The sequence below is a fragment of the Ideonella sp. genome (assembly GCF_041914305.1).
GTDB lineage: Bacteria > Pseudomonadota > Gammaproteobacteria > Burkholderiales > Burkholderiaceae_C > Ideonella.
In genome coordinates, this window is the sequence record NZ_JAYSDQ010000010.1 from 1 (window position 1) to 24,724 (window position 24,724).

A 24,724-nucleotide genomic window follows, 5' to 3' on the forward strand; every position below is an offset into this window, starting at 1 on the left:
CATCTTGACTCCATTCTCAATCGAAGGAGCCTCCTCGATTCCCGGGGCGGTTCATCTTGCTCTGTTGCGACCGGCCTGGGCGTAGTAACGCGGCGAACCTTTCGACCACTGTCACGTACCGTACGCGCGGCGTTGGCATCGTCGGCGATCGAAGAGTTTAGCTCGTCGATGGATATGTCATAGGCGCGCAGGATGTTGCGCGCGGTTGCGATGGCGCTGTCGCGCATGAAGGCAGCATGCCCTTCGAGCTGTCGCAGTTCCTCGCGCTTGAGCGAGATCGATTCGTTGAGCTGTTGCCAAGAGAGAGTTTGCGAGGTCATCATCGACGCGTCAGGAAGTGAATTGATGCGATGCCAGGATGGAGGCCGATGGCGCCAAGAGTGGTGCCTTGCATCAGCGCTTCGGTCGTGCTGGCTGATTCGCCGCTGCCTTGTGCTTGGCCGCCGAGGCTGGGGGCGACTCCAATGCAGTCAGTCGAGCGTTGGTGGCTCGAAGCTGGTCGAGCAACTGCGCATTCAGTTGTAGCAACGATGCGTTCTGTTCAAGGGCCTTCGTGACACGCTCTTCGCGCTGCGTGGCCGCCTTCGCCGCTATGTCGTCGATCTTGTCCTTGTCGAGGTCATGAGCGTAGGTGACCTTTGCGTACCAAGCGGATGCTGCAGACAGAAAGACCCCCAGAACCAACGAGATCAGAGCGTAGCGAAGTTGGCTCCGAACGTTCTTGGCGTCTTCACGGTCCCTCTTTTCGAGCTGGGCCATGAACTGCTGTGATGCCTCGACGAGTTGGGTCAGCATCCTGGCCGAATCAGCGGTCATTTGGCTGGTCAGCTCAGCCCGCTCGCGAGTCTCCTGGTGTTCTTGCGCCATCCGCGCCTGAAATCCCCCCATGTCGGCGGGAAGGTCAACCGGCGGTGCCGTGGCCCTGTTCAATCTGTCGAAGTGGGCCAGCGTGCTGCCCACCCTGTCGGAGGTTGCGTTCAAATGCTTGAAGGCCTCGCTTACCGTGCTGCCCAGGCCCTTCATGGCACGGTCTACGGTCGCCCGCAGTCTTGCTGTTTGCCGCGCGAACTCAACATCGGCGATTCTGGCCAGATAGGAATATGCCGATTCGCCGCCCTCTCGCGGGGCAATCGGCTCGGCTGCTTCCGCGCCCTCAGCCGTGTCCCGGTCCTTCTGTACGACGGTCAGCATCGCATCCGCCACACGTAGGCGATCATCCTCGGTGAGCGCTTCGTTGACCGCCGGCGGCAGCGGCTGCGGGTCTCCATCGCTGAATCGCTCGCGCTTCACCTGGCTCACCAGCCAAGCGAACAGCTTGGCGCCCTTTTCTTCAGGCGGCAGCTGTGAGAGCGCCTTGAAGCGGCCAACGCTGATCTGGCCCGGTGGGTAGACATAGAGCACGCCCTGCGAGGACTGCACCTCGTCAGCCGGCCCAGCTCCAAACTCGTCTATGTCGAATGCCATTGAGGTTGCGCCCCTTTGTCCGTGTCGGATGACTTTTCATCGCCCCGGAATGCCCGGAGCCGTGATGTTCGCTCATGTCCGAGATCACGCATTCGAAAGCCAAGCGGGGCTGAGTCGAGGCCGTGGGTGTCACGCTCCAGGCGTGCAGAGGAGGCAGCGAAAAAGGTCGGGGCGCCGCGATTGCTCAAGCGGCGCCCCAAGGGAACCGGTCTTCTCAGGGAGGAAAAGAATGACGCCCAGGGAGGAAGGCGTCTAACCGGGAGGCTGCAGTGTAGTGGCCGCGCGGGCGGGGTGCAGCCCGGAAGCCTTCAAATCCGAGCGCAACGTGGGAGTTGACGTGTCCGAATTCTCGCAACGCCGGGGCTCCAGACGACTCGCAAGGGCTACGCCTACGCGATTCGGAAAACGCTCTCCACCGGCCGATCCGCGCGCCTTGAGCATGCGCGCCATCGCAACAACGGGCGGATGAAGCCGCCTTTGCTCGCCCATGGCCACAGCGATGGCGCCCAAGATCACCGACGTAGGCCTGGCGGCGGCGCAGAACGCCCAATCCAACGGCCTGCAACTGGAGCTGACCCACATGGCGTTGGGCACCGGCCGGTACACCCCCAGCTACAGCCAGCGGTCGCTGGTGGGCTTGAAGGAAAGTGCTGCGATCAACGCCTCGGCGCCCAAGGGCCCCAACGGGTTCCAGGTCTCAGCGACGTTCCCGGAGTGGACTGCGCCGAGCTATGCAGTAGGCGAGATCGGCATCTATGCGGGCGATCCGCAGGCCGGTGGTGTGCTGTTCGCCGTGTACTCATCGTCCGGCATCCTGGTTACGCGCAGCGCGGTGGCCTACGTGGTCTCGATGTCTCTGCTGTTGGCCCGCATCGCCGATGGATCGGTGACGGTCAAGGTGGACACGGACCTAGGCACCTGCGCCACGCTGTTAGCGGCGCACGTCGCTCAGGCGGACCCGCATGTGCAGTACCTGAAGGAGGTCGACGCCGACAGCGCGTTCCTCAGGAAGACCGATGCCGCTGCGATCTACCTGAGCAAAGCCGAGGCCGCAGCGACCTACGTGACCAAGCTGGAGGCGGCCGATGCCGTCTACGCCGGCCAGGCGGTCAAGGCACTGATTCAGCACTCGGGCGCGGTCTACAACACCGCCGATCCGACGCTGCTGTATCGATCGATTTTCGATCTGGTGATGCCGGTGGGCCACCTGCTGCATCGCCACGACGAGGTGAACCCGGCCTCTCTGTACCCTGGAACGATTTGGGGTCGTGTCGCCACTGGCCGGATGCTGGTGGGCCAGGACGCCGGAGATCCGATGTTCCAGACGATTGGCCAGGCGGGTGGCGCCAAGGCACACACGTTGAGTGTTGCCGAACTGCCGGCCCACAGCCACAACGTCTCGTTCTGGGACGCCGACGATGCGACGCACCAGCGTGTGGCGGGCACAGGGCAAGATCACTCGACCGAGAAGACGCAGGCGACCAGCGCTGCAGGCGGCGGACAGGCGTTCAGCCTCATGAACCCGTACCTGGTGGTCGCCATCTGGCGCCGCACGGCGTAATGTCGAGGCACGCGGGGCCGACAGAACGCAATCAGAAGGGGTCCTGCTGACATGCCGGCCGCTTTCGCCCGCATGCGCCTGTTCCAGGCGGTGCGCCGGTTTTCCCAAGCCACGAGGGACTGGGAACAGGCCGTGCGCTACATGACCCTGCCCGACGAGCGCTTCGACCTGACGAAGGTGTCGGCGCGGGTGTACGGAACGCGCGACGAGGCGCTGGTCATCCAGGCCGCGGCCGGGCTGGACAGCCCCGAGCTTGAGTTGACCGAACGGCGCCTGGTGCTGCCGATGCCTGAGCAACTGGCGGCGATGAAGCGCGATGCGGGATACGACCTGCCCGACGAGCGGCCCGCATATGGCTGAACTTGACCGGCTTCTGTCCCAGCTCCGCAGTTCCGGGCCGCAGGCCAGGGAGCGGCACAAGGCCGACACCCGGCGCCGCGAGGCTGCGACAACCATCCTGCACCCCAACGAGGTGACGGGCGAGTACGACGCCGGGCGGATGCTACAAACGACGCTGGGCGGCACGGGCGCTTTGCGCGCATTGACGCACGACGATCTGCGCAGCTTCTCGCGCAACGTCAAGACGGCGGGCCGGGCGTTCAGGGGCGGTATCACCGCCAAGGCGATCATCGATCGCAGCGATCTTCGGGACCGGGACCTGGCGAACCGAGAGATCCACACGGCCGTGCCCGTCAGCCACAAGGGCGCGCGCGTCCACTTCGTCACCAACGCAGGACCACACAGCAAGGACGTTCGCCACCACGTCCACGTCGAGCTGATGAACTACGCCAATGCGATCTCGGCGCCGGGTAAGGTGGACACGATTGCGAAGGCCCTGGCCGGCGGGCCACTGAAGTTCGACTGCGACTGCGGGCGGCACACGTTCTGGTACCGCTTCATCAGCACCATCGGCGGCTTCAATGCGGGCCGGCCGGAGCAGGGCTATCCGAAGATCCGCAATCCGAACCTGCGCGGCATCGCTTGCAAGCATGTGCTGCGCGTGATGCGCCAACTGAGCCAGCCCAACGTGCGCGCAGTGCTGGTGAGGATGCTCGAGCGGGGCCGGGCGAGGGTGCGCCAGGCCACCACGCTGATAGGCAAAGACGTGGCCCAGGAAATCGCTCGCCAACAGCTGCAGCGCAGGCAATGGAAGGCCAGCCAGGTCGAAACCACCAACGAGAAGGTATTGCGCCTGGGCAAGGCGGCCGTCCAGCAAGTGGTTACGCGCAAGCGTGCGGCCGCGGGCCGGGCGAGTGCCGGGCCGCTCGACACGGACGTCAAGCGCTTTGTCGCTGCCGCCCAGAAGATGGCCGCTGCCGGCGTACTGAGCGCGCAGCAGCTACGGGAACTGCAGGCCCTGGTCTCGAAGGTGAATCGGTAACGCGGCGCCCGTCGCTATGGGTTGGGCACTGCGCGACCACGCCGCAGGCCCGCGAACGGAACGATGGTCGACACCGAATGTTTGTAGACGAGCTGGCTGGCCAGGCGGTCGGATAACAGCAGGGCGTGATTGTCGAAGTGGGTCAGCCGGCCGCTCAGCCGCACCCCGTTGAGCAGGTACACCGTCACGTCGGCTTGATCGCGGCACAGTTGGTCAAGATACGGCTCTTGAGCGCTGAGTGGTTGGTTTCGCATGAAGCCGCAATGGTAAGCACAAGCCTGGCACCCATCTCAGACGGAGCGTGCCTCAAGCCGGCTGCGCGAAAAGCGTTCCCCTGCACGCCCGCGTTCCGCAGCGGCAGAGGTATTGCGCGGGGTCTGCGTTCTCGGCGACACCCAACTGGTAGTCCAGGAAGAGTTCCTCTCCAGCCGCGACTGCCGTTGTCGTTCTGAATCGAATCGTTAGAGATCCGTCAGGCAGGGTCTCCTCGAACGCCTCGCAGTTCGGATCGCAGGCATGGTTGAAATGCCGCGTTCCGTTGCCGCCACGGCTGCCGTCAATGTACGTTCCATCGGAAAGCTCAAACAGATACGTCACAGACGGGTTCCACGCCATCCGCATCGCTTGCTTGAGGGAGTAGCGGCGCCCTTCGTAGACGCCGAGATCTGCGCCGGCGGGCAACGCACTGTTCGCGAACACCCCTAGACCATGGACCTTGCTGCGCCGAACCTCGATCAACTTGTTTGTGTCGTTGCACTTGTTGTCGCGCATGCTTATTCGTATTCCCCAGTGCACTGGCGCTCTTGTAATCCGCTGTTCCTGAGGACGGCGGAATGAGGGAGCGAAAGTGCACCCGATCTTCCGCCCTGCATCGGCGGTATTGGCCACGCCGGCCCAGCCACTTCACGAGTGATCGTAGCTTCGACGAACTGTTATGTCAGGCCGAATCCATAGCCATACAACGGTAAGAGGCGTGACTTTGAGCACTCGCCAGTTGACCCACTCGACCCAGATCCGTCGATTGGGAAAACGGCGTCGCGTTGTGGGCGCAGCCCACCACAGACTGCCGACCCAACCACAGTTCCTGCGTGATTGATGTTTTTTCGCTCTTACCAGACACGCTCTGCGACATACGCAACCGTTTTCATTGCCGAAGCAAACCCGTGTGCCGTTGCACGCTCGCATGCGACTGACACTTCTAGTCGGTCCCGCAGGTCGAGTGCATGAGCGTGCTCCACGTTGTGAGCGTTTCGGGCGGCAAGGACAGCGCGGCTACCTTGCTGCTGGCCTTGGAGCGTTTCGGGTCGTCGCGCGTCGTGCCGGTCTTCTGCGACACGGGCAACGAGCACGAACGGACCTATGCCTACCTCGACCACTTGGAGCAGGCGCTCGGCGTTCGAATCATGCGCTTGCGTGCCAGCTTCGAAGACGAGATCGCCGCCAAGCGAATGTTCATCGCCAGGGATACGCGTCACCGACGCGAGTACCAGCGCGTGAGCAAGGTTGACCGCGCCGGCCGGGCCGTCTATCGGCGCCACCGTGACGGCTCGCTCGTCATGGTGCCTGTGATTGATGCCAAGACGGGCGAGACCGTCGGCCAGCAGCCGGTGCAGGCCACGGGCTGGAACGCGGGGCGCAAAGTGCGCTGGACCAACAAGGCCAAGCGCAGGGCGCTCGCAGTCTTGCATCCCACAGGCAACGCGTTCCTGGACCTTTGCCTATGGAAGGGCCGATTCCCCTCTCGAAAAGCCCAGTTCTGCACAGAGCAGCTCAAACGCGATCCGGCGGTCTCGTTCCAGTTGGGCCTGATTGAGGCCGGCCATACGGTCGTGAGCTGGCAGGGCGTGCGGCGCGACGAGTCGCCGAACCGAAGAGCAGCGACCAAGTTCGAACGCCTGGCGCCAAGGTTGTACGCATTTCGGCCGTTGGTGGACTGGTCTGCCGCCGAGGTCTTTGCTTACTGCGCTGGGCGTTCGCTGCAACCTAACCCGCTGTACCTGCAGGGCATGTCCCGGGTGGGTTGCATGCCCTGCATCAACGTGAACAAGGCCGAGCTGAGGGAGATCGCCGTCCGATTTCCCGAGCACCTGCAACGCATCGCCGAGTGGGAGTTCAAGGTCAGCGCCGCATCCAAGCGCGGCGGCAGCACGTTCATGACCGAGTCGCACGCGGCCCGAGACCGGCGAAAGGTGTTCGCGGATCTGCACATCTGGTCGCGCGTGCAGTGGGCCACCACGCGCCGAGGTGGCAGGCAGTACGACTTGCTTGCTTCGGCCGAGCCCTCGACGGCTTGCGCGTCGGCTTACGGCCTGTGCGAGTGAGGCCCGTCCATGCTCGCCAACGTTTCCAAGTCCGTCACCTACGCAACCCGGCAGGTCGTACTGCGCCATCCCAACGGCTTCTCTTGCGGGGTCTGGCGCAGAAAGGTTACCCGTACCGAAAAGGACGACCAGGGCGGCGACTCGACGATGGGCGGCAGTCCCACCTTGGGCGGCATGGGCGTGCTGCGCGCCGACGATGAGATCGACATCGACTACCAGGAGCTGGGCGAGGCACGCATGTTGTTGTGCGGCGTGTTCCAGCCGGCGGACATGAACGAGCGCAGCGACGCCACCTTGCAGCCGCAGCTGCAGGAAACGCAGATCGTCAGCATCGCCGGACCCGACGCTGCCGGCTACTTCGAAGTCGACTCGGGCGACCTGGTCATCCAGGATCTGGGGCTGGGCGTGCTACTGGCCTATGACGTGGCCACGGTCACCGGCAGCGTGAACATCCCGCCCTTTGTGCGCAGGGTGGTGCTGCAACCTCGCGATGACTTGCACGCGCTGGACCCGTTTGCGAGCCTGCCGTAGGCATTGAGGCCTGCGTGGCGCGCAGTGCCGAGCACCACGCGAGGAAGTCCTGTTCCTTTGCGGCTTGTCGGGTTGGGAAAACGGCCCAAGCCACGCTCGCGTGCGAACCATAACTTGATTCCCTTTGAAACTCGAAGGGAATGCGTCTTGCGCGCCATCAGTTCCGTCAACGCCACTGATTCCATCAGCATGGTCCGCGCCGATCGACTCTTGCCCGGCATGTTCATTCGCCTGTTTGGCCCGACCGTGCGAGTGCTGTCGGCCGCGCTGTATCGAGACGGAACAGTGTTGTGCAGGTACGACGACGGTAACGGGTCACTTGAATCAGCTGAGCCTAACGGCAAGACTTGGCTGGATGCCGACGAATCGCTTGAGCTTGTGACGCTCAGTTGCCGGCGCAAGCGGTGAGCCGCGACTCAGCCGACGGCATGTCGCGCGGTGGATGAGCGGGCTCGTGCTCGCCATGAGCCAACTGCGTGGCCGTGGCCCGCACGGCAGGGTTCGTACACTCTCCTTCGAATACCAAACGACCAAAGTCATGGGAGACAGGGATGGAGCAAGAGGTTGAACAGGTGGTCTTCTGGCAGCACCGGATGTCGGCGAGCCAGGCGACAAGACTGGCGCGTTTGCATCATGAAACGTTCGCCGTGGCTGGCTGCCGGCAGTGCGATGGGCGGTGCTGCAAGGATTGCGCTGAAAACGAAGGCTATTTCCAAGAGACCGAACTCACCCGTGCTGGCCTGAAGCGATTGAAGGCCGAGTACGGGTTCGACCGCAAGACAGGATTTCGTGGACCGAACGGTTGCCGCGTGCCTCTCAATGAGCGGTCGCCGACCTGCAACGTGTTCTATTGCGGTGCGCGCGTGAATGCATTTCCCGAACTGCCTACCCCAGCAGATGAGTTGCCGGCGAAACAGCGACGCGACGCGGTCATTCTGGCCGGCAACCTCCGGCGGGCCTTCTCTGCTTGGCAGAAGTGGATCTAGGGAAGATCTAGGGACGGCGAAGCAAGGCCAATGTGCACCGTCACTTCAACTGAAAGAACTTAGAACATGCCAGATTCCCTCGAACGGACGTCGTCAATTTCCGCCACCGAATCCAAAGTGAATTCAGTTGTTCACAGCCCTCCGTTGTCCTTGTCGGCGTGGCTTCGTTCTGCGCGGGGACCCTACCTCAACTTCTTACGGAATCTCACGCCTCAAGTCTTGCTGGCCTCCATGGCCTGGGTGCTGGCTTCCAGACTCGACTTCACGAGGCCCGATCTTCGAAACTTCGGGCCAACGTTCATGTTCTTTGCGTTCCTTTTGCTATTTGGCTTTGCCGTGTACTCCAACATCTCGCTATTCCTGGCAGAGCTGTTTCCTAGCTTCATGCCATGGGTTTCGCAGCGCGAGGATGTCCTTCGAAGTGCCAAGATCGCAAAGGGACGCGTCCCTTTTCAACTCTTCTCGGACACACTGAAGGAAAGAAGGCTCGAAGTATTTCTGGCTGTCTTTGCGTTGGTCATGCTTCAGATGATCTTTGCCGGCGTCCTCGCATCGTCGATCACCTCTGCCGTCACCTTCATTCGGTCCATTCGCACCTGACCGCCGCGCGAGGCTTCTGGTCGGTTTGGTGACTCTGCGAGTAAGGTGAGTCTTGCGCGGGAGCGCAGGCCTGCAAAGCTGAGTTTCCGGTGCCGCCGGCGAACGTCCTGACGATCGGGAAAATCTTCCCCGACCACTGCCGACCTGACCCTTGACACTGCCGACCCACCCGTGTGACGGCAGTCCTCGTGCAAATTTCAGCGCAGATCCAGTTCGACTCCCTGGCCTATGCCCGCATCGATGCGGCAGCGCATGAGGCTGCGACGGGCCACAACCTGCGCCCGCCGCCCAGTCCGGCGCAGCAGCGAGCGGGAAATTTCAAGAAGGGCCGCATCGAGCTGCACGGCCTTCAGCTCGTCATCGAGCACCCGCGAGGCACGTACCGTTGCGGAGTGGGTGCCGACGGCCGGGCCTGGTCCAGCCGTGTAGCTGCGCACTACGGCTACTTCGCGGGCACTCGCGGTGCAGACGGCGACCCGGTGGACGTGTTCGTCGGTCCCTTTCCCGAATCCGAAGCTGCGTGGGTGATCAATCAGCGCCGCGCGGACGGCGCGTTCGATGAGCACAAGGTCATGCTCGGCTTCCACACGGAAGACCAGGCGCGGGCTGCCTACACCGGTTCGTACGCACCGGGCTGGGCGTGGCTGCAGTCGACCGTGCCCATGCAGATCGACCAACTTCGCGCCTGGCTGTACGCGGGCCCCAGCGGCGAAGTCACATCCGCGCAACTCAACAACCAGAGCGTCATCATGGACCGTGTCAACCACGCAACGGCGGGACAACCCGTTCACCCGTCCCCGAACCGCTGGATGTACGCGCTGCGTGCCGCAGATGCCGAAGATGGCCTGCTGCTGGACGCGGTCACGATGGACGAGCTGATGGGCGCGCCCGAGTGGGAAGGCCAGCCAGTGCTGGATGCGCTGGTCGTGGAGGTGGGCAGGCTGCAGCCGAAGATGGATGCCATGCTGCGTGTGATGCTGCTCGCCGGACAAGCGGTCAAGCCGGTGTCGGTCAGCATCAGCGAGCCGGTCAAGGCACGGGGTGTGCTGAACGTCATGGCGCTGTTCCTGATGGACGACGGCCAGACCGTGAGCCTGTGGCTGCACAACCCTGACGCGACACCAAGCCGTCTGGCGCCGATGGATGAGCTGATCAGTTGGAAGTGGATGCTTAACAAGCGCGACGTCACGATCGTGGTCGCACCTGAACGTGGCATCGAGCTGGACGCCCGGGAAGTGGCCCGACGCCTGATGCGTCTGGTCGACAAGAACTCCGCTGCGTTCATCAAGGCCAACGAGCGGGCGGCCGAGCGTGCCGAGCAGCTGCGCGCGCTCGACGCTGAAATTGTCCAGCTCGCAAGTGAACTCTCGGACCTGCAGCACAAGATCGAGATTGCGCGCGTCGCGTTCCTGGACAAGCCCAAACAGGCCCTGGCCCCGATCGAGCCTGGCTCGCCCGAGTACATCGTCTGGGAGGATGCCGTCACGGCGGCGGTTGAAGACGGCCTGCAGATGACGCGCTCTGATGCCCAGGGGCATTTGATGCTCTACACCGATTGGCTCAACGAGGCCTTCGAGGCAGGGATCACCCCAGAAAACACGGCGAAGAAGATCGTTGGCGAGTCGGACGACGACGAGCCGGAGGCATCGACCAGCGGCAACCCTGGCAATCTCACCGACGCCCAGATGGTGGTGCTGATTGCGACGAAGGGCTACAAGCCAGCGTTTCGGTTCCAAGCAGCGAACCGGGAAACCCGCACTGATCGCTTCTCAGGTGCTGACGATGGCATCGGCCGCGCGGCATGGGACGACGCGGTCATGCGGCTCAATGCCACTGGTGTCTATTTGCGCCGCAGTGCTCTGACCGATGCGGGCGCGGTGCTGGTCGATGAATTTCACCGCGATCTGACGGGTGCTGACCGCAAGCTCCAGGTGCTGTCAGGACGCTTCGCGGTGGATGCGGCTCAGGCGCCAGCCGAAGCCCCCTTGGTTCGCGAGACGCCAGAGTTGTCGAGCGCGCCAGTTCAGCCGGCCGACGAGGGGGCGACGGTGGGCCCACATGACGAGACCGAGACTGCGGTGAGTCCAAGTGACAACGAGCTCGAAGCGCAGGCCATGGCGGGCCACGAAGTGAGCGGGATTCTCCGCAATGCAGTGCCCGGGGCCGATGAGCGCGCCTCTGGTGCACCTGTCGCCACGCTCGGCTCGATCCGCTTGTACACGGAGGAAGACCTGCACCGCGCGGCCAAGGCGGTCGAAGACGCCGAGATCCAGCGCGACTTCAAGCCTTTCGATGTCAGTAAGGTGCGGATGCCCTCGGCCGCGCAGCTCGGTGCCACGAAGGACTTTGTCGCCACGGTGTTGACCAGAAACGAAGGCCTGGCGATGGCCACGGGCTGGTCCAACGGTTTCCTGCTGGACGTGCACCAAATGCCCCGCTTCATCGAGACCGCCATGAAACGGCGCCTCGGTGACCTGCTCAATCCGGGCGCCCGCGTGCGCCGCTACGACAAGGAGGACGTACTCAAGCGCTTCATGCCCAAGGCCCAGGCCAATGCGACGGCGCTTGCAGAACCATTGGCCCTGTGGGACGGCACGGTCACCGATGCCAAGAAGGAAAAGCCGGTCACAAGGGCACGATCATGCGTGGTGCTCGTGGATCAGGCGCGCGCCGGGTCCTACACAGCGATTCAGCTTCCGTTCTTCGCGTACTTCTTCAAGACCTACCCGGGCTGCGAGTTCTATATCGGAAACGAAATCGACATGGTGCTGGTGCGCCACCGCGGGACCGCAGTGGGCATCGTCATGCCGTTCAATTTCCAGAATCGCGGCAACGTCTTCGCTCGCGCGGTCAGGGCGGCATCGTTGCCTGCCACGCCGGACCCGATCGTTGCCGTCGACGCGGCCTACCGATTCGCCAGCGCGACGTCTGAGTTCAAGCGCGTGGTCGCCGAGACCGTCAACAAAGCCGAGTACAGCGCGTTCGCGACGGCCAAAGCCATGGACCGCGAAGCAACCAAGCGGGGGCTGTTCATCGATTGGGATGTCGCGAGCGACTCGGTACTCGACGCGGTTGGCATGTTCGACAGCATCGACAGCAAGCAGGCACTGATCGACTCACGAGCTGGAGACCAAGCGTCGGCCTCGCCATGCCTGCCCTCCGGAGAGTCTGATGCCGCGCCTGGCGCTGTGCTGGATGCTGTGTCTGCCATTGGTGGCGACCTGGTCGGCACCATCTACCGCGGTGGCGATGTCGTCGGCCGCGCCGAGATTGGATCTGGCGACGGCAAGGCGATGGTCTTTGTCGGTGAGGCTGGCGACGAACGCGTGTCGTTCCGCAGCGATGTTGACGGCGCCGTCCGCCAGGCACTGTGGAGCGATGACGACGCTCCGCTGATGATCGGGTGGCTGGACGACCTGCTGAACGCTCCGGACGCATCACCGGTGGACCAACCGGTGCAGGTCCCCACTGTGCCGGCTGTGCAAGAACCTGAATCTGGAGCTCCGCCACCGATGCCGCCGGATTTGCCGCCCAAAGATGGCGCCATGGAAGACGACCGCGCGTACCTGCAAACGTTCGTTGACGGCAGCGCCGACGTGCTGGCAGACGACATCCTCGTGCGCATGGAACCCTTGGTGGGCAAGTACGAAAGCCACCCGGACATGGGGCCGCTGCTCGCGCAGGCGATGGACGCCTACAGCGCCCAGGTGATGCAGATGGCCCAGCAAGCCATTCGATAACAGCGCCGGTCGCACCCGCTGGCCAGCGGTGCGGGGCGCCGGGCTCTGTTCGGAAAACGCCCCCTTCGCCGGCCCCAAGCAGTTCCTAGAGTCGTTGGGATCAACCGTGCGACCCCTCGCACGGCAACGACCTGGAACGTGGCACTGGAGAGCCGACGCCGATGTCTTTCGAATCACCCGAATGGTGGGGCTTCCACCAGGTGCAGGGGCCCGGCGTCCTGATGGACAAGGTGGGCGGCGGAGTCGTGCCCACGCGTGGCCGGTTCGACGTGCTCGACGCAGTGCCGTGGGCCGATGGCGATAGCTGGGAGGTTTTGGGGATCTCGGCCGACGAGTACGGCAGCCAGCTGGCGGACGTGCACCCCTACGTGGTGCTGGCCCGGCGCCGGTCCACCCGCGCCGATGGCTGGGAACTGCAGGACAGTGCACCCAACCCGGACACGATCCACGATCCGGTGGTGTTCGAGTGGACTCCCGATCCGGACTTTTCGTCTCGCTACACGGACGCGCCGCAGCTGCAGCCACTCGATGGCAACGACTGGTCCCTGCCGCTGACCTGGCGCGGCATCGACGGGGCAGGCGACGAACGGGTGATCACGCCGGAAGACGGGTTGTGGCTGGTCGTGGCGCCGATCCCTGCGAGCGAATGGTCCGGTGGCACCTTGCGCGTGGCCGATGGCAAGACCGGCGCGCATACGCTCGTGCGCTTCGTGCCCCATACGCCGGACGTCGACCCGTTCGCCGCAGTGCTCGGACGCTACGAACTGGTGCTGGACGACGACAACGGATTCAGCTGGGTCGTGTGGCTCACCCACTTCGATGCGGTCGTCAGCGATGGGACCGCACAGCCCATCGTGCGAGACACCTCGCCCTTTCGGCGCGACATCCGCACCAATGGATTCACCCGCACCGCGCAGGTGGACGCCGGCGAAACGTTCGGCAACGCCATCCAGCTCGGCAATCATCCGGATGCGCGCGTGTATGCGGTGAGCGTGGATCCGTCGCTGAACTTCAGGGGTAGGTCGTTCACGATGGAGGCGCGGGTGTCACGCAGGGTGCCAAGCCTGCCGCCGGACCAGCCCCTGAGTGTTTACAAGGACTGCTGCCTTTTTTACTTCGGCTCCTGGTCCTTTGTCATCGCACCCAGCGGTTCGCTCGCCGTCCGACTGGGTTCGAACGTCCGGCCCGAAAGCGGCGCACAAACAGTGCTGGAGACCGCCACGGGTTTGATCGACCTGACGACTGCGGGCATGGCGCAGCGCATGATTGCGCTGACGCGCAACGACGCGGGCCTGTGCACCATCTGGCTGGATGGTCAGCCGGTGGGGTCCTCCGAGTTCAACCCGCCGTCGAGCACCGAGGCGGGGCTGTCCGGACCAGGCAACCGCGAAGGACTTGCAGCGTTCACTCGCTTTGACGAGGTGCGCTGGACCAATGGGCTGTGCCGCTACACCGAGCCCTACACCCCGGATGTTGAACCGTTCCCCGATGGCGGCGGCGACGTGTTTGCGCCGCCAGGTGCGGTGGTGGACCTGGCGCTCGCCGACGCGACAGCGCATACGCTGACGGCGACTTGGGGCCCTCCACTGAGTGGCGGCGAAGCACTGGGCTACATCATCGAGTGGGCGCCTGCGGGCACGGGCTTCGACGAAGCGTTGTCGATCACGGTCACAACCACCTCGGCCACCGTCGCCGACCTGGCGTTCAGTACTCGGTACGACCTGCGGGTGTATGCGGTGAACACCGCCGGTCCAGGCCGCACGGTGACGCTTCTGGACGTGTCCACGACAGCGCGGGCTCTGCCCGCGGCCCCACAGGAGCTGACTGTCGACCGGGTGAGTGCAACTGACGTCACCGTGAGCTGGCTGGGACCGGATGAGATGGGGGACGCCGAACTGCAATCCTATGTCGTCGAGTACGCCGACGCCGGGACCGGGTTCGCGCAGCCGCGCTCGGGCACAGCGGTCGGCGACAGCGGCGGTGGCGCCGGCATCGCGGACGGCTTGACGTCAGCCAGCGCCTACGACTTGCGGGCGGCGGCGGCCACCGAGGCGGGGCGGGGTGCATGGGCCTTGGCGTTGGGAATAGCCACGCTCGCGCACCCGATGGCTGCTGCTTTACTTGTCGACATGAAGCCATTGGTGGTGGAAAGGTTGTCCCTGGTCATGAAGGGCCTGCGCCGTTCAGTGGCACCCCGAAAACGTCGCACTCGAGAGACAAATGCCTGAACCGATCGCAGCCGTACCGAACGCTGCCCAGCCCAGCTATCCCAAGCGTCCCGCCGCGACGCGGAGGTGGATGACGTCATGACGATCGCACTGCGGGCCGACGATGGCTCGGAAATTCCGCTGTCGCCGGCCCAGGCCACCGAGTTGCGCCAGACCATCGGTGCCATGCCGATGCCCGTGGCCTTGACGCCGCAGGAGATCGATGCACCGTCTGCGGATGTGCTGAGCGATGTCGATGCGATCTACCGCGCCGAAGCGGCGCCTTTCACGCGCTATCGCAGCGATGGCGAACGACTGCTGGTGCAATCCGACGAGGGGCACAAGCACGTCGAGGAAGACATCGCAGGTCTGCCCACGCTGCTGACACAGCTTGCGACGGACAACGGGGCGGCGCTGGCTGCGTCGTCGCAGGCGCTCATTGCGGCGCAGAACGCCGCCGAGGATGCGACAGCAGCACAGGAGGCGGCATCCGCGGCCACGGTTGCCGCGAACGACGCGGTCTTGGCGGCAGGCGCTGCTGCCTCGGCAGCGGACACCGCCCAACGCACCGCAGACAGCGCGGTGTCTGCGGCGGCTTCAGCGCAGGAGCAAGTCGATGTGCTGGCCGGGGAGATCAGCGCTGCGACCAGTGCCGCCGCGCTCGCCACCGAAGTCGCCGCAAAGGCTCAGGCAGATGTGGCCGAAGTGGCAGGCGTGCCCTTCGTCGTCGTGGGCGCCATGGGTCTCACTGCCCAGGCCCGTCAACTCGCCGCCGGCTCCCGCATCCAATTGACGGACGGCGGGCCGGGGCAGACGTTGCAGATCCAGTCGCGCGTGGATGTGGCCACACAGTTCACCGCGGGGCAGGCGGTGGCGTTCATCGATCTGCAGATCGAGCAGCCTGGGACGCTGGTACGTTGGGATGCACGGCTGTCGAACAACGCGCGGCTGACGCTGTCATCCGACGCGACGCTCGACAAGCCAGCGGGCCTGATGGGCGGGCAACCCCTGAAGCTGAAGCTGACACAGGCTGACACTGGCGGCTACGCATTGGGGTTCGGCGATCGATTCAAGTGGCCGGGCGATCTGCCGCCCGTTCTGGGCGGAGCCTCGGGGGACGTCACCATGCTCAGCTTCATTTACGACCAGGCCGACGACGTTCTTTGGGCGCAAGTGGACGCCGTGTACAAGCCACTCCCCCAGAAGTAGGACTTGCCGTAAATCGCCGATGGGCTCGTACTGGCGGAAAAAGCAACCTTGGCGCACTCACTGCTGAGTCGCCTTGAACTTGATGCCGTAGTGCGCGGCGCGTTCCTGGTCGCCAAGCGCACGATACAGGTGCTCCAGTTCCTCGAAGACATACGGATCGGGCTCGCCATCGGTTTCCCATGCCCGCTCCAGTTCTAGCTGAATGGTGAGAGCCTGGGCGTATTCCTTCTGCGCCCTGTAGGTCCAGGCAATCATCCAGTCGGCGATCCTCACGTTGCGGATTCGACCGGCCCGCTCATGCGCTGCGCGCGACAGCCGAAACTGTGTGAGCGCGGTCTCGTACTCACCCTTGAGGTGCCGGGCATAGCCGATGTTGTTTCGCAGCGATGCCTCCCATCCCTTTGCGTCGGCTTGGTCGGACCGCTCCATGTAGGCCACGGCCTTTTCGTTCCACTCCAGCTGCAGCGCCGGCTCAAAATCAACGCACGGCATCATGTGAAGCGCATCGATGGCCAGGAAGTCAAGCCGGGCGCGGGCAGCCAGTTCATGCGCATGCATGAAATTGCTCCGGGCAGCCTCAAGGTTCTCGGGCGTCCGGGCGCTTTCGGGATGCGTGGTGGACATGTAGGTCCGGCCAAGTTCAAGGAAATACCGCACCTGCACCTCGGCAGACGTGCGTGGTAGTTTGGGCTCAACACCTGCGAGTACCTCGCGAGCCTTCAAGAAATCGCGGCGAATGCCATGGGTTCTGGCGATTTGGGTCTGAAGAATCAGTTTCTCGTCTTCGCTTGCGCCATCGAGCGCAGCGATGAACCGCTGCTCAGACAGATCTGGTTTGCTGTGATCCCAAAGTTCATTGATGTTGAGTGACATAACCGCCGAAGTGGATGTTGAGAGCAGGACGAAGACGGCAAGCGTTCGCATGGCGACCTGCAACGACGTACCGCGACGAAAGGTGCGAAGTTTCATTGGCTTGCTCGATTGAGGATGTCCGTGTCGATTCTGACCGCGGGCTTCAGCGTCGCCAAGAATGTCCTTGCAACACGAGGTGAGCGAGCCTGGCCAAGCGAGTTGGACCGAGCCGAGCAACAGCCCCAACGAATCGCGGCGCGCGGACTTGCTTCGCCACCACCTCCCACCCGACAGCACCGACCTGGCGACTTGGCCTGCTTGGTCTTGAGCGTCTGGCCGCTGCCGGCCGATTCGGAAAACTCCCCCATCCGCCGTTGACCGCGTAAGAAGAATCGGCGTCCTCTTTCGAGGAACGCCGCCCATGTTTTCTGCCCAGTCCGCTGTACGGGCTCCTGCACAGATTCAGCTTCGCGCCCTGCTGGACCGCGTCCCCGTCGTGAACGCCGTCGAGCGCATGCGGCTCGCGGTGGAACTGGGTGCCCTGCTTCGGCAGAAGGTTGCTGCTGAAGCGCAAGGCACGCTCGGCACGCTGCAGCGGCTTCAGATCACCGCGAAGATCGGTGCGCTGCTGGTGCGGCTGGGTGCCGTCGTCGCCAAGACGACTGCGCCCGCGATCGACGAGCCACCCGAAGCCGCCGCTGCGTTCCAGCCGGACGGCGACGCCGAGATCCTGGCCCGGCCGCGCGTAGCGACCGCGCAGTTCTTCGACTTCGACCCCAACCGCAAGCACGCCCAACGTAAGCGCGACAACGCGCAGGCCCTGGCGCTGCTGGCCCAGATCGATGCCGGCGAGGTCGCTGCAGACGCCCTGACCGCCGAGCAGAAGACCACGCTCGCCCGCTACAGCGGCACGGGCGGCAACCTCCAGCGCGCGGATGGCCTGAAGGGCAGCGCCTACGAGTACTACACGCCCAAGCCGATCGCTCAAGGCATGTGGGACCTGCTGGCCGAGCTGGGCTTCAAGGGCGGCAAGGTTCTGGATCCCTGCGCCGGCGTGGGGATCTTCGGCGCGACCGCACCGGCCAGTGTCGCCATGCAAGCGGTGGAACTGGACTCGGTGTCCGGTCGCATCAACCAGTTGGTCAACGGCGGGCCGGGCCATGACGCCGTCATCTCGCCCTTCGAAGCGGTGGCGAGCCAGACGCCCGACGAATCGTTCGATGCCGTCGTCACCAACGTGCCCTTCGGCGACAACGGCGCGCGAGGTCGCAACCGCCTGAAGGACGAGCGCTACCAGGACGCCTCGCTCGAAACCTATTTCATTCTTCGCTCCCTCGAAAAGCTCAAGCCCGGCGGCCTGGCCACGTTCATCGTCCCTCCCCGCGTTGTCAGCGGCAAGGGCGGCCAGGAAGAGCGCCTGCGCACCGCAGCCAGCCACCTGGCCGAGTTCATGGGCGCCTACCGGCTGCCCAACAGCGTGTTCGGCACCGCCGACGCCGACACGATCACCGACGTCATCGTGCTACGCAAGTTCGGGCGCGAGGCGGCGACCAAGATCGCCGAAGCGCGCGAACAAGCCCCCGCGACGCTCACCGAGGCCAACGTGCTGTGGTCCGAGTTCATTGGTGGCGAGTACTTCAAGGGCGAAGGCACGCGCTTCGTGCTCGGCGAGTTCGTGGCCAAGAACCCGGCCAAGGTGCGCGATGTCGACCGCGTGGTCAATGGCGGCTCGGTGGCCGACATCGCCAAGCTGCTGCGCAAGTTCCCCGGATCGCGTATCGACTGGGCCAAGCTCAACGCGACCGAGACCGAACCCATCGTCTACAACGACGGCGACACCCTCACGATGGCCGGCCAGACCCTCCAACTGCGTGAGGGGCAATGGGTCGCCTTGCCGAAGACCCAGGACGACAGCACTCTCGATGATCTGGGCCAGCGCCTGGGCACACCGCTTCGTGCCGTTGACGCGGCGGTGCGCTGGGACGACGGCGACACCTATGTCACCGGGATGCGCACGCGCTCTCAAGACCTGGATCTGCCGGACTGGTTGCGAGGCGTGCACGCTGATGTGTCCGCACTGGCCGATGCCGAGCGCAGCGCGGTCTGGAACGCGCTGGTGGCAGGCCTAGCGGCTGTCGAGGTGCTGAGGGCGCACGCCGCTGACGTCGGGTTCAACTACGCCGAGGAGTACCCAAAGCTCAGCGACGCACTGCAGGCAAACCACTCGGTCGCCAAGCGGCCCTCAGCGCTGCTGTCGCGATCGTCGAAGCAGGCACTGGAGCAGTCGCGCATTGTTTACTCGCCCAAGCACGGCTTTTCCGCCGTCTGGCGTGGCGATGTGCAGGCCGACGTCACCTACGGCAGGGTGCTGACGCCAGGTGAGCAGGTCGATGCGCTGAAGTACCGCGCCAAGGGCGTTGCGCTGGATGTGACGGATCTCAAGGCGATCTACGGCGACGCGTTCGATCCGCTCTCCGACGACGACTGGTGCGTCAGCGCAGACGGCAAGCGCGCCACGCGTGCGGACGACTACTACGTCGGCAACCTCGGGGCGTTCCTGGCGCTCATCGATGCGGAGATCTCGGCGGCAGAAGGGCCGCTGCGGGACAAACTACTGCGGCAGAAGACCCGCGCGATCGACCGTGTCCAGCGGGTGAACCCGGGCGAGCTGCGCTTTAACCTCTTCAGCCCTTTTGTGTCGCTGGAGGAAAAGGCCGAGTACCTGCGCCGCTTCATGCACCCGGCGTTCACGGTGGCGTTCGACAACGACGGCGAAGCCGTGATCATCTGCGACATCTCGTCGCCGCAGACCGAGCGGGAGCGTCAACTGAAACGCTTTGCCGAGTACTTGAAGCGCGGCAACCTGTCTACCCGCACCCGCGAGGAAGACGCCAAGGCCGATCCGCAGCTGGAAGCGCGTCGGCGCAAGATGCTGCGCGACATGGCCGCGCAGGCCAGCGCCCAGTTCGACCAGTGGGTCAAGTCGAACCCGGTGATCATGGAGCGGCTGCGCCAGTCGGCCAACGACCCCGCGAGCCTGTACTTCACCGAGGTTGACGACTCGACGCCGCTGGCCATCGGCGGGCTGAACCCCGAGCTGACGCTGCACGGCTACCAAAACGCCTACGTCCGGCGCCAGGGCCGCAAGTTCGGCGGGATCAACGGCTTTGATGTGGGGCTGGGCAAGACCTTCACTGCGCTCGCGGCGACGCAGTACGTGCAGGGCATCGGCGTCAAGAAGAAGACCATGTTCATCGTGCCTGGTGCGGTGCTGTCGAACTGGCGGCGCGAGGCGAGCCGGGCCTACGAGAGCACCGAGGATTGCCTGTTCGTTGGTCTGAGCGTCAACGACAAGACCGGCGACGCCACGGTGGACCCAGCCAACTATGCGCGCGACTTCGCCCGCGTTCTGGAAAACCGCCACGCGAAGATCTTCTGCACGATGGAGGCCTTCAAGAGCATTCCGCTGAAACACGAGACCATCGAAGCCTACGAACAGTACCTGGCACAAGTCGATCCGTCCTTCGATGGCGGAAGCCGGACAGCGGATGCGGAACGCGCGGACGGGAAGCTTGCCGAGGTGACGGCCGCCACGGGTGCCAAGTCCTCGGCCGTTCCGTTCTTCGAAGACATGGGCGTCGATTCGCTCGTGATCGATGAGGCCCATGCCTACAAGAACAGCAAGCAGACAGTCGACTTCTCCAGTGCGAAGTTCCTGAGCGTTGCCGACGCGTCGCAGCGCGGGCTGGACATCCAGATCAAAGCCTGGTTCGTGCGCGGCCTCACGCCGATGGGCGACGGGGTGCTCGCGTTGACGGCCACGCCTATCACCAACAGCCCGCTGGAGATCTACTCGATGCTGTGCCTGGCGGTGGGCGAGCGCAAGGTTCACAGCCTGTGCATGGGCGCCCGCGGCGCCGACGCCTTCATGGAGGTCATGTGCAACGTCGAGGACGACGACGAACTCACGATCGACGGCCGTTCGAAGAACTGCCGCGTCTTCAAGGGGCTTCAAAACGTCGAGCTGCTGCGCCGCACGCTCGGGGCTGTCGCGACCATCAAGAAGGCCAAGGACGTCAAGTTGGAGGGTGACGATCTGCGCTTGCCTGAAGCCCAGGAGCGCAAGTCCGGCGTGCAGTTGCCTGAACCTGTGCGCAAGCTTCTGGCTGAGTACAAGGACGCCTACTACGCGGCGCGCTACCTCACCGGGGCGCTCGGCAAGAACGCGGCGCAGCCCACCCCGGCTCAACTGGCGGCAGCGAGCCGCGTACAGGAGCGTCTGGGCGAGTCGATGGACCTGATCGCCCACCCGTTCAACCTCATCAACAAGATGAGCATGCTGATCGCGGATCCGGAGCTGGACGAGCGCGCCACCTTCTACACCTTTGCACCCGCCCAGGCGGACGCGGCCCAAGCAGCCGTCACCGCGTTCAACAAGCTCGGCAAGGTCGAGACCCGGGCACGTCCGGGGCCGCATACGGCCGCAGAGAACGTCGTCGGGACGAAGTCGGTGCGCGACGGCGACGACCTGGTTGTGATGCAGCGCATCCGGTTGGCGGCCAGGATCGAGGGCCAGCGCATCGTGCTGGACACGATGGACTACGCAAACCAGATGGCCTTCGAGGTGGCGGCCGAGAAGGCGGGCCTGGTGCTGGAGGTGGGTATCCCGCCAAAGCTCGCTGCGTTGCTTGAGAACTTCAAAGGTGAAGAGGCGCAGCCCCGCAGTCTGTCTGGCCGCGTCAAGCAGCTGATCTTCTGCGACATGCTGCCGCTGCACAACAAGATCAAGCGGCTTCTCACTCGGCACGCGGGCGTGGCGTCTTCCGCCATTGCGGTGATCAGTGGGCAGTCGATCAAGGACGCCGAGCAAATGCAGGCGATTCAGGATGGCTTCAATGCGGAAGGCAAGGACAACCGCTACCGAACGATCATCGGCAACGACAAGGCCGAGGTGGGTATCAACCTTCAGAAGGGAACGCAGGCGATTCACCATCTGACGATCGGTTGGACCCCGGACAGCCAGATCCAGCGCAACGGCCGGGGTGTGCGCCAGGGCAACACGACGGGATCGGTCGCGATCTACCACTACGACGCCGATGGCACCTTCGACGCCTACAAGCGCCGCCTGACCAGCAAGAAGGGCGACTGGATCGACAGCGTGATGGCCAAGGACGGCGGCAACGAGGTGGCGGTCTCGGGCGGGCTGACGGCGCAGGAGTACGACGAACTGATCGAATCGATGGGCGACGGCGCAGCCATAGAAGCCATCCGTACCCGTAGCGAGCTCAAGGAGAAGCTTGCGCGCGCCGAATCGGCACAAGCGCGCCAGGTGATCAACCTGCGCACCGCCGGTGCTCAGCAGGCGTTCCTGCAGAAGAACCCCACGGCCAAACAGTGGGTGGAGAAGAAGGTCATGGCGCTGTACGACGTGCGGCACGAACTGGATGGTCTGCGGACCAGAACACCCCGCTCGCCTGCCGGTCAGATCAAGCTCGCCACTCGGGTGGCAGAGTTGACGGCCCGCGTCGACGGTTTGCGCCGGGACATCGAAGAATCTGCCGAGTTTGTTGTTCGCAGCTACAGCGCCTATTCGCCGGGCAAACCGTCGAGCCTGGACGCCGTCCTGACGGTGTCGGGCTACTACGCGCGTTCGAGTCACGCCAAGCAGCGCGAGGTGGTCGAGCGCAACGTGCGGGATCACCTGCAGATGCGTGAGGCCGGCCCACTGCAAGACGACTGGGCAAGCGAAGTGGCCGCCGCGCAGAAGATGATGGAAGAAGCGTTGGCGGACTTCGCGCGTGTGGGCGACAGCTCCGTCGGCAGCTATCCCGCCGGCCTGGTGGAGGCCTTCAAGGAGGGCCAGGCGTCGATCATGGACGGCAAGCTCGTCGCCCGGGGCATGCTCCTGCGCGACCCGGATGGCAAGCTGGCCGTCGTTGACAGCGCTACGACCTTCGTGTCCCCGAAGGAGCGCGCCCGCTCGGTGGCGGACGTGCTGTCGCGTGGCTGGACGGCTCTCTACCCTGGGGGGACAGGCTACGACGAAGCGGTGGCCGAGGCGGCACGGCTGGATGACGCCGTCGTTGAGAAAGCGACCGATGGCCTGTCAGAGCATGAGGCTAAGACTCTGTTCTCAACCCACAGCCCTGACGTTGCATCGCGGCGCACGACCAAGACGCTGATCATGGCTTCGGCGACCCTGGTGGAGCTGCCGGCGCCGCTATTTGCCCACCCCATCAATCCGGATGGGGAAGGGCTGTCGGCGTTTGCACGATCCGTCGCCGACAGCCAAGCCAGTGCCATTGTTCGCTGGGAAGGACACGATGTGCTCTATGCCTTTGGCGAGGCCACAGTCCTGTGGCAGTCGGTCGACGGTTACCGAAAAATGGCGGATCTGGCCACGGCGGCCGCGGCGGCAGGAGAGAAGCTCAACGGCGCTGATCTGCAGCACCTGTACGGCGGCGACACGCAGGGGGACCAACTGTGCAGCCTGCTGGCGTCCGTTCGCCCGGACGTTGCCAAGCCGCCGGGCGACGATTGGAAGGCCCGGATCGAGGAAGCCGCCGCTCAGTCAGCGCTCGACGCGGTGGGCCTGGAGATGGCGGTCAGCGTCTATCCCTGGTACGAGGTCACGGCGGACAACTGGCGTGGGTTGCTGCCCAGTGAATCGCTGCGCTGGATCAATCAGAAGGCGCGGCAGATCCAGCAGCAAGAAGCGGCGAAGGCTTCCGATGTCGGTGAGGTCAAACAGGCGCAAGCGGCGCCGTTGACATCGGCCGCCATGCCCAAAAACGTCTTGCCCAACAGTTACGGCAGCATCGGCGTCACCGGCAACACGATGGCGCACAAGGACCGGATCAAGTACGCCGCGCAAGTGACCGGCAAACGGGCCTACTGGAACGGCAAGCGCAGCATGTGGGAGATCACCCCGGCGGCGTGGGACGAACTGGTCAAGCTCTATCCGCAGGCGGCGCAGGAACTGCAAATCGTTCCGGCCTGATGGCCGCAGTCTCAGGGTTGCTCAGAAAGATCCATGTACCAACAGTATCAGTTCGACCGTGAGGTGATCGCCCGGGCCGCCGAGAACAGTGCAGCGTCCTTGGCTGAAGCTCATCCGGGCGACAGTCCCGAGGCGTTCGCGGCAAAGGTGATCGCCGAGCGGCTGCGCAGCGCGCCGGGCGGGTATCTCCAGTACGGGCCCTACTGGTGGTCCGTCAAGCAAGCCTTGCGGGGCGAGGGCCACGACTTTGGCGACGTCGACAGCGCGGAGCTGCGCGCGGCCTATGGAAGTGGCCTGACTGCACACCAGGCGTTGGTGGCCGGCGAGCAGTTTCGCGAGTACTACCGGGCCCATTTGATGGCCGGCACCACCACCTTTGCGCTGGGAGGCCAGGACGAGACGGTTGCGGGCGAGTACACGCTGCTCGACATCAATATGGAGACCCTGCGGCTCGGTCGCGCCAACGGTGGTTTGGCGCGCATGAATGCGGCTTACGGGCAGGCCATTCGCGAGCCGGATGAGCCGATCCTTGACGACGTGCAGGTCCGGTTCGAGGAGGGCGGCGAGTTGTGGACCGCGGTGGTCGACGCAAAGCTTGGCGGCCGAGGGCTCCGATCCGAAGAAGCTGGTGGCTGAACTGCAACGCTCCGGGCAGATCGGCCGCGCCATCGACCTGAGCAAGGGCAATGCAGCCGCCGTGTCCGATGGTGCCAGTCCGGCCCTCATTGCCGATGCGCAGCGCCGCCTGGTGCGAATCAATCGCTCCCTGCCAAGAAAGTAGCGGGGCGTCGCCATGCAAGGGCTGCGCCTGCGGGCGTAGCCGTAGGAGCTGTTGGGAAAACGCAGTCCCTGCCACCGCGTCAGCCTCCTCA

At 64.5% G+C, this 24,724-nt stretch carries 19 protein-coding genes; 14 read left to right on the forward strand and 5 right to left on the reverse strand.

The features are described from left to right. On the reverse strand, positions 1 to 323 hold a 323-nt coding region (locus tag ACE3SG_RS14390), incomplete at its 3' end, for a hypothetical protein (protein WP_374565997.1). A 70-nt stretch (positions 324 to 393) separates the two neighbouring features. Further along, positions 394 to 1,464 carry a hypothetical protein gene (locus ACE3SG_RS14395; protein ID WP_374565999.1) on the reverse strand — a complete coding sequence of 357 codons (1,071 nt, stop codon included), beginning with the start codon at positions 1,462 to 1,464 and terminating at the stop codon, positions 394 to 396. Between the two features lie 499 nt (positions 1,465 to 1,963). On the opposite strand from ACE3SG_RS14395, the gene ACE3SG_RS14400 reads away from it, so the two are divergent. From ACE3SG_RS14400 to ACE3SG_RS14410, 3 genes are read left to right on the forward strand one after another with little or no spacing between them, the layout of a single operon-like run. Continuing rightward, on the forward strand, positions 1,964 to 3,025 hold the full coding sequence (locus tag ACE3SG_RS14400) for a phage tail protein (RefSeq protein ID WP_374566001.1): 1,062 nt from the start codon (positions 1,964 to 1,966) through the stop codon (positions 3,023 to 3,025). Between the two features lie 51 nt (positions 3,026 to 3,076). Beyond that, a complete protein-coding gene (locus tag ACE3SG_RS14405) occupies positions 3,077 to 3,385 on the forward strand; it encodes a hypothetical protein (RefSeq protein WP_374566003.1) in 309 nt (102 codons plus the stop codon). Next, on the forward strand, positions 3,378 to 4,406 hold the full coding sequence (locus ACE3SG_RS14410) for a hypothetical protein (RefSeq protein WP_374566005.1): 1,029 nt from the start codon (positions 3,378 to 3,380) through the stop codon (positions 4,404 to 4,406). Before ACE3SG_RS14405 ends, ACE3SG_RS14410 begins: the two co-directional genes overlap by 8 nt. 14 nt (positions 4,407 to 4,420) lie before the next feature. Here the strand turns inward: ACE3SG_RS14410 and hfq are convergent, their stop codons facing one another. Both hfq and ACE3SG_RS14420 read right to left on the reverse strand, forming a co-directional pair. Continuing rightward, positions 4,421 to 4,660, reverse strand: coding sequence for an RNA chaperone Hfq (gene hfq, locus ACE3SG_RS14415; RefSeq protein WP_374566007.1), 240 nt, complete (start codon positions 4,658 to 4,660; stop codon positions 4,421 to 4,423). Between the two features lie 52 nt (positions 4,661 to 4,712). Further along, positions 4,713 to 5,177 (reverse strand): SET domain-containing protein, encoded by a 465-nt coding sequence (locus ACE3SG_RS14420; RefSeq protein ID WP_374566008.1) that lies wholly within the window; start codon positions 5,175 to 5,177, stop codon positions 4,713 to 4,715. 452 nt (positions 5,178 to 5,629) lie between these two features. Here ACE3SG_RS14420 and ACE3SG_RS14425 point away from each other — a divergent pair, with 452 nt between their 5' ends. The 8 genes from ACE3SG_RS14425 to ACE3SG_RS14460 all read left to right on the forward strand — a co-directional run bounded on the left by ACE3SG_RS14425 (position 5,630) and on the right by ACE3SG_RS14460 (position 16,000). Next, positions 5,630 to 6,727 (forward strand): phosphoadenosine phosphosulfate reductase family protein, encoded by a 1,098-nt coding sequence (locus ACE3SG_RS14425; protein ID WP_374566010.1) that lies wholly within the window; start codon positions 5,630 to 5,632, stop codon positions 6,725 to 6,727. A 9-nt stretch (positions 6,728 to 6,736) separates the two neighbouring features. Further along, positions 6,737 to 7,258 (forward strand): hypothetical protein, encoded by a 522-nt coding sequence (locus ACE3SG_RS14430; RefSeq protein WP_374566012.1) that lies wholly within the window; start codon positions 6,737 to 6,739, stop codon positions 7,256 to 7,258. 147 nt (positions 7,259 to 7,405) lie between these two features. After that, the gene (locus tag ACE3SG_RS14435) at positions 7,406 to 7,666 is read left to right on the forward strand and encodes a hypothetical protein (RefSeq protein WP_374566014.1); all 261 of its coding nucleotides are present in this window, start codon (positions 7,406 to 7,408) and stop codon (positions 7,664 to 7,666) included. 143 nt (positions 7,667 to 7,809) lie between these two features. After that, entirely contained in the window at positions 7,810 to 8,244 is a 435-nt protein-coding gene (locus ACE3SG_RS14440) for a hypothetical protein (RefSeq protein WP_374566016.1), read from the forward strand. Between the two features lie 66 nt (positions 8,245 to 8,310). Then, positions 8,311 to 8,844 carry a hypothetical protein gene (locus ACE3SG_RS14445; protein WP_374566018.1) on the forward strand — a complete coding sequence of 178 codons (534 nt, stop codon included), beginning with the start codon at positions 8,311 to 8,313 and terminating at the stop codon, positions 8,842 to 8,844. 173 nt (positions 8,845 to 9,017) lie between these two features. Further along, entirely contained in the window at positions 9,018 to 12,584 is a 3,567-nt protein-coding gene (locus ACE3SG_RS14450) for a hypothetical protein (RefSeq protein ID WP_374566020.1), read from the forward strand. A gap of 161 nt (positions 12,585 to 12,745) precedes the next feature. After that, positions 12,746 to 14,812 (forward strand): fibronectin type III domain-containing protein, encoded by a 2,067-nt coding sequence (locus ACE3SG_RS14455; protein WP_374566022.1) that lies wholly within the window; start codon positions 12,746 to 12,748, stop codon positions 14,810 to 14,812. A 78-nt stretch (positions 14,813 to 14,890) separates the two neighbouring features. After that, positions 14,891 to 16,000 (forward strand): hypothetical protein, encoded by a 1,110-nt coding sequence (locus ACE3SG_RS14460; RefSeq protein ID WP_374566024.1) that lies wholly within the window; start codon positions 14,891 to 14,893, stop codon positions 15,998 to 16,000. Between the two features lie 57 nt (positions 16,001 to 16,057). On the opposite strand, the gene ACE3SG_RS14465 is transcribed toward ACE3SG_RS14460, so the two are convergent. After that, positions 16,058 to 16,969: a hypothetical protein gene (locus ACE3SG_RS14465; RefSeq protein WP_374566026.1), complete on the reverse strand. Its 912-nt coding sequence runs from the start codon at positions 16,967 to 16,969 to the stop codon at positions 16,058 to 16,060. Between the two features lie 304 nt (positions 16,970 to 17,273). Here ACE3SG_RS14465 and ACE3SG_RS14470 point away from each other — a divergent pair, with 304 nt between their 5' ends. Genes ACE3SG_RS14470 through ACE3SG_RS14480 form a run of 3 tightly spaced genes read left to right on the forward strand, consistent with a single transcriptional unit; the run spans position 17,274 to position 24,633 of the window. Further along, the gene (locus tag ACE3SG_RS14470) at positions 17,274 to 23,852 is read left to right on the forward strand and encodes an N-6 DNA methylase (protein ID WP_374566028.1); all 6,579 of its coding nucleotides are present in this window, start codon (positions 17,274 to 17,276) and stop codon (positions 23,850 to 23,852) included. A 33-nt stretch (positions 23,853 to 23,885) separates the two neighbouring features. After that, positions 23,886 to 24,488: a hypothetical protein gene (locus ACE3SG_RS14475; RefSeq protein ID WP_374566029.1), complete on the forward strand. Its 603-nt coding sequence runs from the start codon at positions 23,886 to 23,888 to the stop codon at positions 24,486 to 24,488. Beyond that, on the forward strand, positions 24,481 to 24,633 hold the full coding sequence (locus ACE3SG_RS14480) for a hypothetical protein (protein ID WP_374566030.1): 153 nt from the start codon (positions 24,481 to 24,483) through the stop codon (positions 24,631 to 24,633). The genes ACE3SG_RS14475 and ACE3SG_RS14480 overlap by 8 nt, the downstream gene beginning before the upstream one ends. Positions 24,634 to 24,724: the final 91 nt, after the last annotated feature.

Excerpts from the sequence above, each read along its gene's own strand:
- ACE3SG_RS14395 (WP_374565999.1), bottom strand. The coding sequence starts at position 1,464 with ATGGCATTCGACATAGACGAGTTTGGAGCTGGGCCGGCTGACGAGGTG.
- ACE3SG_RS14400 (WP_374566001.1), top strand. The coding sequence starts at position 1,964 with ATGGCGCCCAAGATCACCGACGTAGGCCTGGCGGCGGCGCAGAACGCC.
- ACE3SG_RS14405 (WP_374566003.1), top strand. The coding sequence starts at position 3,077 with ATGCCGGCCGCTTTCGCCCGCATGCGCCTGTTCCAGGCGGTGCGCCGG.
- ACE3SG_RS14410 (WP_374566005.1), top strand. The coding sequence starts at position 3,378 with ATGGCTGAACTTGACCGGCTTCTGTCCCAGCTCCGCAGTTCCGGGCCG.
- hfq (WP_374566007.1), bottom strand. The coding sequence starts at position 4,660 with ATGCGAAACCAACCACTCAGCGCTCAAGAGCCGTATCTTGACCAACTG.
- ACE3SG_RS14420 (WP_374566008.1), bottom strand. The coding sequence starts at position 5,177 with ATGCGCGACAACAAGTGCAACGACACAAACAAGTTGATCGAGGTTCGG.
- ACE3SG_RS14425 (WP_374566010.1), top strand. The coding sequence starts at position 5,630 with ATGAGCGTGCTCCACGTTGTGAGCGTTTCGGGCGGCAAGGACAGCGCG.
- ACE3SG_RS14430 (WP_374566012.1), top strand. The coding sequence starts at position 6,737 with ATGCTCGCCAACGTTTCCAAGTCCGTCACCTACGCAACCCGGCAGGTC.
- ACE3SG_RS14440 (WP_374566016.1), top strand. The coding sequence starts at position 7,810 with ATGGAGCAAGAGGTTGAACAGGTGGTCTTCTGGCAGCACCGGATGTCG.
- ACE3SG_RS14445 (WP_374566018.1), top strand. The coding sequence starts at position 8,311 with ATGCCAGATTCCCTCGAACGGACGTCGTCAATTTCCGCCACCGAATCC.
- ACE3SG_RS14455 (WP_374566022.1), top strand. The coding sequence starts at position 12,746 with ATGTCTTTCGAATCACCCGAATGGTGGGGCTTCCACCAGGTGCAGGGG.
- ACE3SG_RS14460 (WP_374566024.1), top strand. The coding sequence starts at position 14,891 with ATGACGATCGCACTGCGGGCCGACGATGGCTCGGAAATTCCGCTGTCG.
- ACE3SG_RS14465 (WP_374566026.1), bottom strand. The coding sequence starts at position 16,969 with ATGAAACTTCGCACCTTTCGTCGCGGTACGTCGTTGCAGGTCGCCATG.
- ACE3SG_RS14470 (WP_374566028.1), top strand. The coding sequence starts at position 17,274 with ATGTTTTCTGCCCAGTCCGCTGTACGGGCTCCTGCACAGATTCAGCTT.
- ACE3SG_RS14475 (WP_374566029.1), top strand. The coding sequence starts at position 23,886 with ATGTACCAACAGTATCAGTTCGACCGTGAGGTGATCGCCCGGGCCGCC.